A 9,378-nucleotide genomic window follows, 5' to 3' on the forward strand; every position below is an offset into this window, starting at 1 on the left:
CCCTCCCCCGAACCTTAAACTCGGCGCTGATGCCCCTTCCCATGATTGAAACGCCCCTCCGTGTCTCCACCTGGAGGGTCCAGGCGTTCGGCTGGGTTGGCCTGGCCTTCTTTTCCTTCTGCCCCATCTTGGGGTGCTTCAAGGAGCAGGCACACGTGGCACCGTATTTCATTCCCTTCATCCTTCTCTCCGCGGCGGTTTTGGTGATCTCCGGCACCATCATCGCCACTCCTGAAACCCTCAGCCTCACGAACATGTTCGGCCGTTTCGAGCTGCCCTGGCGTGAGGTGGACCGCATCGAGTTCGGTCAGGGCAGCCTCGTCTTCTTCGCCGGCCAGCGACGCCTCACCCTGCCAGTGTTCGGGTGGTGGTCAGGCCCCGACGCTTATGCGCTCTACAATCTCATCCATTCCTTCTCCTGCCATGGCCAGATCCCCATGAAGCTCACCTTCCGCGCGGATCTCCTCCTGCATAAAAACACCCGGGTCTCATGCTAGGACACATTGATTGTTAGGTATTGAACTCGAAAAAAAGATCGCCCCGTGAATCATCTCTTCTCCCTCGCCTCCCTCGCCCTCATCACCCTCGGTGCCTGCGCCACCCCGCAGCCAGCCGCACCCGCCCACGAGTCCACCACAACCGCCTCCACCGGTGGCGACTGGGGCTTCCTCAAGTTCGCCGAAGTGCGCGCCTACCGCATGAACTGGAAGGAAGAAGATGCCATGGAAGACTTTGCGAATCGCGAAGGCAGGCTCAACCCCACTCGGCGCCCCAAGGAAGGTGTCAAGCTGAACGCCGGCCAGGTCACCCGCCTGCAGCAGGCCATCACCGGTCATCACCCCAAGCCCAGGACCGTCTCCGGGCAGGTACCTCCGGTCATGGCCTGCTTCTACCCCCACCACGCCTTCGCCTTCCGCGATGAGAAAGGCCAGCACGTGGGGTGGATTGAGGTCTGCTTCATCTGCGGCGGCCATCGTGGCGAGCCCCGAAGCTTCTCCGAAACCGTGGACATGAAAGCCGTCGCCACCCTCCTCAAAGACCTCGGCATCCCCCTCTGGAATCCCGCTTGGGACTAACCAAAAGAATGCTCAAATCCCGCGCGCCACTTCTCGCCGCCTTGCCGTCAGCCAATTTTCAGTTCTCAGTTTTCAGTTTACAATTTTCAGTCCTTCCCGGCCCCTCATCACCCGCCATTCTCCATTTTCCATCCCCCCATCTCCCCGCGAATCGTTCCCCGTTCCCCGTTCCCCGTTCACCGCGAACCGCGAACCGAGAACCGCGAACCGCGAACCGAGAACCGCGAACCGAGAACCAAGAACCAAGAACCAAGAACCAAGAACCAAGAACCAAGAACCGCTCACCAAGAACCATGCCCGAAACCCCCGATTCTCCCGAAACCCCCGAGTCCGCCTGGATCACCGCCGAGCGCGGAAAAGTCATCGCCTACCTCGCCCAGCAGGGCTGCCAGCACGGCGGCGTCGGCCAGTGGCCCGCCCTGCACCTCGACCAGTGCTTCGCCATCTGGGCCGTCCAGTCCCTCAAGGCTGAAGGCCGCACCGGCTGGTGGGCCATCAGCGGCGACCTGCCCACCGACTACATGAGCGCCAGCAGCACCGCCGACCACCCCCGCGCCGCCATGCGCCACTTCAGCACCCAGTGGCTGGAAATCGCCGCCGCCATGGCCGCCGGCAAACCCCGTGAAGGCGACGGCGCCTACATGATGGGCACCCCCGACGAATGGCCCCGCCTCGAGCCCATGCTCCGCTCCCGCGCCGAGCTCCTCCACGACCTCGCCGAAGACCCCACCCTCTGGGCCGAGTGACCCCGGCCTCCCAACGTAGAACAGGTTTTCCAACCTGTTTTCTGAGAGGCTGCATCAAGACGTAGAACAGGTTTTCCAACCTGTTTTCTGTCAGGTCACTCCAACATGCAAGCGCCAAGACCAACCGCAAGCCCACCCCGCTCTAGCATCAGCGTCCTGCGAGCCCCTCATCAGCAGTAAAAAAACTCCCCGCCAATCCCAGCCGCCTAACAAAAAAAAGAAAATAAACCTCCAGGCATTCGCGCGCAACCCCTCCCCAGCACGATCAGACCTAACCATCTCAGCCATCACGAAAACCCCAGCAGCTTCGTCAGGCTGCCGATCGTCTCGGCGATGCTGCCGCTGAAATCCTTCACATAGTTCGCGGCCTCCAGCAGGCCTTCGGAGGAGACGGAATACCATTTCCTGTTAGGCTTCTGGGCCGTGGCCTCTTGGGTCAGGAGTTGCAGGTCTTTCGCCACTTCCTCCTGTTTCTCCTCCGGCAGTTGTTCCATCATTCGCTTCACGTCCTGCTGCAGCTTTTCCAGCAGCGTCTTCAGCTCTCCAGGAGCCTGCTGCTGGACCATGTTCGTGCAGTTCGTCAGCGTCTGGCCGACCTGGCTGTTGATGATGTTGCCGTGGATGGTGAGGTTGTGGCTGTCTGTGTTCATGCGGTTAGATTTGTCTCCTTCGATGTAGTCTCCTTGAATGTAATTGTGAATGATCGCGCCTCTCGGTTCATGCCCATCTCGCGGCGCACGCTTCCGGCGCTCGGCATCGCGACGGTGCTTGTCGGTCACTTGGTTCAGCGCCTCGGCCACTTGGAAACCTTCGATCTTGCCATTCACTTTCACCATATCACCGGGCGTGCCCTGTCCCTCCAGCAGCAGCAGCTTCTCATAATCCACATACACCTCCGGATGCTTCGGAATGGAGATCTGTTCCTCGACCGCCAGATGACCGCTGAATGAACGATGAATGTCCTCCAGCGTCCCGCGAATCAGCGCCAGGAAATCCTGCCGTTCGCGCTTTGTGCCGCCACGAATGAAGATATCCACCTGTGCCTCCTCCGTGTTGCTGCGCACCAGCGCCTCCGTCTGATCTTTCCGGAACTTCGCCCCCGTGCGCCAGAGACAACGATTGGCGATGTGGCCATGCAGCCGCACCAGAAAGCGGCCCATCACACTCCCCGGCAGCACCTTATATTGATAGCGGAAGGTCATGGCCCCCTGCCAGTCACCCGTGTCCACCTCGTCCTTGTGCAGCAGGTCCGGCAGGAACCACTGGTCCTGCTCCCCGTCAAAGACAAAGCAGATCTCAAACCTCTTCATCATGGCGATGATGAAGTCCTTCTTTGTTCCAGGGTAGCGATCTCCGGGCAACTGCGCCAGCGCTGCCCGCATGCTGCCGCGGTCCATCTTGCCACCTGCGCGGATCAGCTTCGCATCATTCAGCAGCCGGTAGATGGCCTCCGTCACCCAGCCGGGATCCAGCACATTCAGCTCCTCCACATGCGCCGGTGCGGCCTGGCGTGCACGCTCCTGCTCAAAGATGGCATGCTCGCTGAAGTGCAGCACACTGCCCAGCCGGTGCATCACCGTCAGCAGCAGCTCACGATCCTTCTGCTCTTTGATGCCGCGCTGCGCGGCCAGCGCATGATACTCCTGCAAAGTCAGGTAGGGGCGGCCATCCGTCTCCAGCTCATCCTTCAGGTCTAACCATTGATTGAGCATCGGCCTGTCCACCTCCGCCACATGCTCCTCCACCGCCTGGGCGATCAGCCCCTTCAGCTCCTCCAGCCCCTTTCGCTCGTCCACATTTCCCACATGGCGGCAGCACACCTCCTTGGCAAAGGCCTTGATCTGCGGGTGCTCGCGCTGCAGCGCCGTCCAGTTCAGTTGCATCACCTGCTGGTCCGCCTTGTTGCAAACCACGATCACCGGGGAATCACCACCATAGGAGGCGATCAGGCGTAGCCAATAATCAATCCTCGTCTGGCGCTCATTCTGCCGGCTGTCCAGCACCAACACATACACACTGCGGTGGCTGAGGAAGAACTGGTGCGTCGCGTGCATGATGTCCTGCCCGCCAAAGTCCCACACATTCAGCCGCACCTCCCCCAGCCGCCCGCAATTCATCATGAGCCGGTGCCGCTCAATCCCGTGCGTCTGGCTCTGGCCAGGGTTGAAGTCCTCCCCGAGTAATTGGCGGATCAGCGAAGTCTTCCCCACCTCACTCTCACCCACCACCAGCACCTTCACCTCATTCAATGGTCGCGTGCGGCCCCGCCTCTGCGCGAAGTAGTGAGCTAGAATCTCTTTCGGGTCTGCTGGAGTGGCATTTTTGTTTCGAAGTTCTTCAAACGTGGGACCCAGCATTTCAGCCAACAGTCCGAGACGGGGATTTTGATGGAGGAAAAGAACCTCGAGATGATTGAGACGGGAAAGCTCCGTGGGCAGGCTCGTGAGCTGGTTGTGGAAGAGGAAGAGGTGCGTCAGCGCTGAGAGCTGGCCGATTTGCGGCGGCAGGCTTGTGAGCTGGTTGTGTTCGAGGAAAAGATGAGTCAGCGCTGAGAGCTGGCCGATTTGAGCCGGCAGGCTTGCGATCTGGTTGTTGTCCAGGTAAAGGTTCATCAGCGCGGAAAGCTGGCCGATTTGCGGCGGCAGGCTTGTGAGCTGGTTGATGGAGAGTTCAAGCAGCCGCAGCGCTGTGAGCTGACCGATCTCCGGCGGCAAGCTCGTGAGGTTGTTGTTGTAAAAGTCAAGCCGCGTCAGTGCTGTGAGCTGGCCAATCTCTGGCGGAAGACTTGCGAGCTGGTTGGTGAAAAGTAAAAGCTCCTCCAACTTTGTTAGTTGGCCCATCTCCAGCGGCAGACTTGTGAGCAAGTTGTTGTAGAGGTGAAGGAGCGTCAGCGCGGAGAGCTGACCGATCTCCGGCGGCAGGCTTGTGAGCAGGTTAGTGTCGAGGCGAAGCTGCGTCAGCGCGGAAAGCTGGCCGATCTCCGGCGGCACCTGAGTCAGCCTGAGGCCACTCAGATCCAGATCCGTCCCCTCCTCCCCCTGCTGCCGACACTCCTCGATTCTTCTCAGCGCCTCATCATAGGCTCTTTGCGCTTCAGGGGACATCTTCGGGAGGTCTGGCATAACTGGCGCGGAGGATGGGAGATGGGCGCGGGGATGTCGAGCAAGGGATGTGACTTTTTCTTACGGGGGTGGGTCTCAGGGGAACGTTCCAAGCAAGCCCAGGCCAAGCCCAAGCCCAAACCCCTCACTCCGCAGAGTCAGGATAACCGCCGAGAAATCCATTCAGAAGGTATTCTCTGCGGTTATCCCATCTCTGCGGTGTCAAAAGAGCATCCACGACACCCCACCACCTCCGCGAATCTCTTTTGAACCGCGCATCAGACGCTGATCAAAAGCCATTCAACAGCCTCGATCAGCGTCCTGTGAGCGTCCCATCAGCGGTCCAATAGTTCCGCCCATCTCCACCGCTCTCATGCCGATCCCCTCCGGCCATTTTCCATTCTCAGTTCCTCCATTCTCCATTCCCCCATCTCCCGGAGTCTCCGCCCCCTCGACAAGCCCCCGAACCCACCCCACGCCCAACCAATTTTCAGTTCTCAGTTCTCAGTTTACAATTTTCAGTCGCTCCCGAGAACCCTCCTTCGCCAAGGCTTCGGTGGGCGAGCCCGAGAACCGAGAACCGCGAACCGCGAACCGCGAACCGCGAACCGCGAACTCCCTATTGAGACCTCCTCCCATCTTCAGGTCAGACAGGCGCAAACCCTCCGCGCCGTGCGAAATGCAGTCGTCAAAGCCAGTCCAGACCAGCCCCGTCCCCTGAAAGCCCATGAACCTCCACATGTCCCCCGGCCTGCACCCGCATCCCGCCTGCGTCAACTGCACCCCTGAGCAGCGGGAGGTCCTCATCTCCGCCCTCCAGCTCTACCAGACCAAGCTCTCCGAAGACGCTCTCGAAAGCGATGACGGCGCGCGTGAAGAAGTCCTGCTCGAGGCCCTCGTCGCCGCCGACCTCACCGAACGCCTCAAAGAATTCCGCCAGCACAAACACGACCATGCGCATGAGCATGAGCATGAGCACAGTCATGGCCACGAGCACGCCCACCCAGCCGCCATGGCCCATTGACGCCTCGGTTCGTCTCATTACCTCGGCCCCCAGAAGCCATTTTGTAGAAACATGAGGGTGGAAAGATTCTCTGAAATCTTTCTGCCTTAATTTTTCGACATAACTAAAAGCGATTCAAGTGCCATCGGCGTGTCACCCCAATCCTTTCACACCGCAGAGTCAGGATAACCGCAGAGAAAACCATCAGAAAGTCTTCTCTGCGGTTATCCAATCTCTGCGGTGTAAAAAAGAAGATCAATGGCAAACCACTGCCCTCTCCCGCCCAGCCAATTTTCAGTTCAGCCAAGGCTGGCCGCCACATGCCTCCAGGCCTCAGGCCATTTTCAGTTTTCCATTCCTCCTTTTTCCATTTTTCCATGCCTGGAAGCTGGTGACTCCTCCGACATGGAGGAACTGAAAATGGAGGAACTGAGAATGGAAAATGGAAGAGCCTAGGCCACGTCCCACACGACCAACGCCAGCTCACGCCGGAGTCCAGGCTCTAGCCGGTCTCCTCCGCAGTCTCCCGGGACCCCGGCTCCAGCCCCAGCCAGCCTTCCACCACAATCGCCGCCGTGTGGCTGCAGGCCTGCAGCCCGTAGGAATACGGGCGGAGACCGGCGATGTGCGGAGAGGCCATGTCAAACACACGCGGGTTCGGCTGCCCGTCCTCGCCGATCACGTGATACGTCTCGTCAATGTCGATGCCGCCGATCTCATGGAGCTGGCGGCCCTGCGCATCCGCGCAGTCAGACTTTTGGTTCGCGGAGTCCTCCGGTGTCTCACCGCTCCCGGCATAGGGCACCCGTGCCGGGCGGATCTTCCCGCTCTTCGCCAGGCTGGGGAAGGGATACTCCTCCACTCCCACCGGGCTCTGCCCCTTGCAGTCGATGAACATCGGGTAATGCAGAGTGCTCTTCTTGCCTCCCTCATCCTCCACCTTCACCGTCACGCCCTGGCCATCCTTGGGGTGGACGTCCGCCACGGCACCCGTCACCAGCTCCAGCCGCCCGGCATCATAGAGCGCCAGGATCTTGTCACCAGACTGCAGCGGCATGGCTGCGGCCACGTTCATGACAAAGGGCATCACCTTCGCACGCAGCAGAAGATGATCCTCCGCAGGCATCAGCCCCGCGTGGTAGTTCAGCATGTACATCAGATCATCCAGGATCTCCTTCCAGTGGATCGGCCGGTGGCGTTTCACTGAGGCCACCGCCTCCGTCATCTCCTTCCGCATGCCTTCAAAAGCATTCGCGTAGTCATGCTTCTCCGTCATCGCCTCCGCGAAGTCCACCACGCCAAACGCAGGATCTCCCAGCCGCCGCGCCACATCATTCAGCGCGTTTTTCTCCAGTGCCTGGATCAGCGCGGGACGGCACACCTGGTCAAAGTACGTGGCCAGCCGCAGAAAGCCCGCCTCGTCCCGCAGACTCAGCAGCTCCTCCCGGCTCACGTGCCGGTACACCTCCCGCCTCGGCTTCCGCTGGTCAAACTGCAGATGCGGCAGCAGCCCCTGCGCGGAGTGCATCGCCATCTTAAACTCACCCGCACCCTCGTCCGCATGATACACCAGGCGGTTCCCCTCTTTCACAAAGCTCCCATGCCGGTGCGCCAGGGATGAGATCACATCAAACGCGCTCAGAGACGCCCCCAGCGTCCCGATCGTGAAAGGGTAGTGGCCCCCGTCCTCCGGCAGCAGCTTGGAGATCGGCCATGGCGAGGCAAAGTAACCCGCTTTGGGTGAATCTTGGTTAGGCCAGTGATGCCCCGTGGCGATCACCACCCTCCCGGCCTCATAGATCTCTCCCTCAGCGCTGAAGAGCCTCACAAAGCCCTCCTCATCCGTGATGTCCGTGATCTCGCACTGCGCATGATCAGTGATGCGGATGCCCGCCTCCTCCAGCCAGGCCGTGAGCAGCTGGTACTGCGCCTTAAAATACTCCCCCAGCGCCAGCCGGCTGTAGATGCCCTCCTCGCTGATCTCCGTGCTGGAGATGCCCAGGGACTCCAGCACCGTGGGGCTCTGCGCGCGCAGCCATGCCGCCAGAGTCCGGGGCAGCTCCGGCAGCTCATCGGAGGAGATGTTGGACAGGTTGAACCGGTCCGTCGTGTTCGGGCTGTAGGGCATGCCCATCCCGGTGAACTCACATTTCTCAAAGACCAGGATCTCCCGAAACTGCCGTTTCAGCACCTCCACATGATCGAGGATGTGCTTCAAAAGATAGATCGCTGAGGGGCCGCTGCCGATGACCGCGAGCGTTTCCGGGACTTTCATGGTGGGACGGGAGTTTGCATCTCCCCACGCAATCGCGTGAAGGCCGCGCGCTGGACCTCGGACGATTGCATTTTGTTCCGTTCCTTATGTCATGAGCACGCCTAGCGTCACAGATCCAGAGAGCCATCCTCCGCCTCCGCGCCAGGACGTGCCCGTGCTTCATGCGAAGCTCATCAAAATTTACATCTCCTCCGGGCACGACTACTGGGGCCGCCAGGGGGAAGGCCGCCTCCAGCATGGCATCCAGGACGTCCCGGAGGTCGAGTGCGTGCCAGAGCGTGGATTGCGCGGAGATCGCTACTGTTTGAAAAAAGCTGGTCATAAAGCCCAGGTCACCTTCTTCTCAGCGGAGGTCTTTGACCAGCTCCGCGAGCAGTTCCAGCTGCCCAAACTCCCCGCCTCCATCTTCCGCCGGAACCTCATCGTCCAGGGCGCATGTTTGCAAGATTGGTTAGGCAAACGCTTCCTCTTCCAGGGCATCGAGTTTGAGGGCACCCAGGAGTGCAAACCCTGCCACTGGATGGACCGCGCCATCGCCGAGGGCGCGGAGGCGTATCTCAAGACCGCCTTTCGCGGCGGCCTGCGCGCCAAAATCATCACCGCAGGCATCCTGCATGTGGGATGATGCAGCCCGCGCCGCCGGCCAAAAGCAGCCCAGGTCCATCACACCGCAGAGGTGAGAAGACCGCCGAGAATACCTCCGGATGGTTTTCTCTGCGGTCTTCCAGACTCTGCGGTGTTAAAAAGTAATGACTGCGCCCGCACCCAAAGTGGGACAGATTTATAACCTGTCTCCCCGCGCCCCCCAAGGCTCACGCCCCCACCCAAGCCTCCGCGAACCCGCGCCAGCATAGCAGCCCTCACCCTCCGCGCGATGAGCCGAGGACTCACGCCCCCAGAAGCCATTCTGTAGAAACATGAAGGTAGAAATAGTTTCTGAAATCTTTCTACCCTAATTTTTCTACATAACCAAAAGCGCTTCAAGTATCAGCGGCGTCACCCCAATCCCTTCACACCGCAGAGTCAAGAAGACCGCAGAGAAATCCATTCAAAGGGTATTCTCTGCGGTCTTCTCATCTCTGCGGTGTAAAAAAAGAACATCCAGCCACATGCCTCCCGATCTCCCTCCGTCCATTTTCCATTTTCAGTTCCTCCATTCTCCATTCCTCCATCTCCC

General features: G+C 60.0%; 8 protein-coding genes. 5 read left to right on the forward strand and 3 right to left on the reverse strand.

Annotation, left to right across the window (positions count from 1 at the left end):
- Nucleotides 1-41: 41 nt before the first annotated feature.
- The 3 genes from BGE01nite_RS28165 to BGE01nite_RS29205 all read left to right on the forward strand — a co-directional run bounded on the left by BGE01nite_RS28165 (nt 42) and on the right by BGE01nite_RS29205 (nt 1,822).
- Complete coding sequence (locus tag BGE01nite_RS28165; RefSeq protein ID WP_146856184.1) at nt 42-497, forward strand: hypothetical protein; 456 nt, start codon at nt 42-44, stop codon at nt 495-497.
- A 45-nt stretch (nt 498-542) separates the two neighbouring features.
- Nucleotides 543-1,076 carry a hypothetical protein gene (locus BGE01nite_RS28170; protein WP_146856186.1) on the forward strand — a complete coding sequence of 178 codons (534 nt, stop codon included), beginning with the start codon at nt 543-545 and terminating at the stop codon, nt 1,074-1,076.
- A 293-nt stretch (nt 1,077-1,369) separates the two neighbouring features.
- Nucleotides 1,370-1,822 carry a DUF4826 family protein gene (locus tag BGE01nite_RS29205; RefSeq protein WP_170267135.1) on the forward strand — a complete coding sequence of 151 codons (453 nt, stop codon included), beginning with the start codon at nt 1,370-1,372 and terminating at the stop codon, nt 1,820-1,822.
- Nucleotides 1,823-2,109: 287 nt separating this feature from the next.
- Here the strand turns inward: BGE01nite_RS29205 and BGE01nite_RS28180 are convergent, their stop codons facing one another.
- Nucleotides 2,110-4,944 carry a COR domain-containing protein gene (locus BGE01nite_RS28180; RefSeq protein ID WP_146856190.1) on the reverse strand — a complete coding sequence of 945 codons (2,835 nt, stop codon included), beginning with the start codon at nt 4,942-4,944 and terminating at the stop codon, nt 2,110-2,112.
- A gap of 706 nt (nt 4,945-5,650) precedes the next feature.
- On the opposite strand from BGE01nite_RS28180, the gene BGE01nite_RS28185 reads away from it, so the two are divergent.
- On the forward strand, nt 5,651-5,947 hold the full coding sequence (locus BGE01nite_RS28185; RefSeq protein ID WP_146856192.1) for a hypothetical protein: 297 nt from the start codon (nt 5,651-5,653) through the stop codon (nt 5,945-5,947).
- Between the two features lie 103 nt (nt 5,948-6,050).
- On the opposite strand, the gene BGE01nite_RS28190 is transcribed toward BGE01nite_RS28185, so the two are convergent.
- A complete protein-coding gene (locus tag BGE01nite_RS28190) occupies nt 6,051-6,305 on the reverse strand; it encodes a hypothetical protein (protein ID WP_146856194.1) in 255 nt (84 codons plus the stop codon).
- A 123-nt stretch (nt 6,306-6,428) separates the two neighbouring features.
- Nucleotides 6,429-8,201: an FAD/NAD(P)-binding protein gene (locus tag BGE01nite_RS28195; protein WP_146856196.1), complete on the reverse strand. Its 1,773-nt coding sequence runs from the start codon at nt 8,199-8,201 to the stop codon at nt 6,429-6,431.
- Between the two features lie 91 nt (nt 8,202-8,292).
- Between BGE01nite_RS28195 and BGE01nite_RS28200 the strand changes: the two genes are divergently transcribed.
- Nucleotides 8,293-8,826 (forward strand): MOSC domain-containing protein, encoded by a 534-nt coding sequence (locus tag BGE01nite_RS28200; RefSeq protein WP_146856198.1) that lies wholly within the window; start codon nt 8,293-8,295, stop codon nt 8,824-8,826.
- Nucleotides 8,827-9,378: the final 552 nt, after the last annotated feature.

The organism is Prosthecobacter gellanilyticus (assembly GCF_007992435.1).
GTDB classification, from domain to species: Bacteria; Verrucomicrobiota; Verrucomicrobiia; order Verrucomicrobiales; family Verrucomicrobiaceae; genus Prosthecobacter; species Prosthecobacter gellanilyticus.